The 508-nt window shown below is 76.2% G+C and carries 1 protein-coding gene; it reads left to right on the plus strand.

The genetic code is table 11. From position 1 onward, the window contains the following. Positions 1-508: KdsC family phosphatase (locus tag ESO86_RS18445; RefSeq protein WP_165308466.1), on the plus strand; the 508-nt coding region annotated here is incomplete at both ends.

Here is a 508-nt window from a genome sequence, read left to right on the forward strand (position 1 = left end):
GCTCGCGGGCGGCATCGCCGCGTCGCTCGCGCGACGCGAGGGCGCGGCGTGGGTGGCCGACCCGCGGCATCCGTTCATCGACGTCGACGCGGTCGTCACCGACTTCGACGGCGTGCACACCGACGACACCGCCGCGGTCGACGAGCTCGGTCGCGAGTCGGTCCGGGTGAGCCGGGCCGACGGGCACGGCGTCGCGCGGCTTCGCGACCACGGCATCCCCGTGCTCATCCTGTCGGCCGAGGCGAACCCGGTCGTCAGTCGTCGCGCCGAGAAGCTCGGGGTCGACGTGATCCAGGGGCTCGCCGACAAGGGCGCCGCGCTCCGCGAGTGGGCGGCCGCACGCGGCATCCGCCTCGACCGCATCGCCTACCTCGGCAACGACCGGGGCGACATCCCCGCGCTCGACATGGTGGGCTGGCCGCTCGCCGTGCCGGATGCGGCGCTCGACGCGCTCGAGCGCGCGCGGCACGTGCTCGAGCGGCACGGCGGCCACGGTGCGGTCCGGGAG

This window comes from Agromyces binzhouensis (assembly GCF_004135055.1).
Lineage (GTDB): Bacteria > Actinomycetota > Actinomycetes > Actinomycetales > Microbacteriaceae > Agromyces > Agromyces binzhouensis.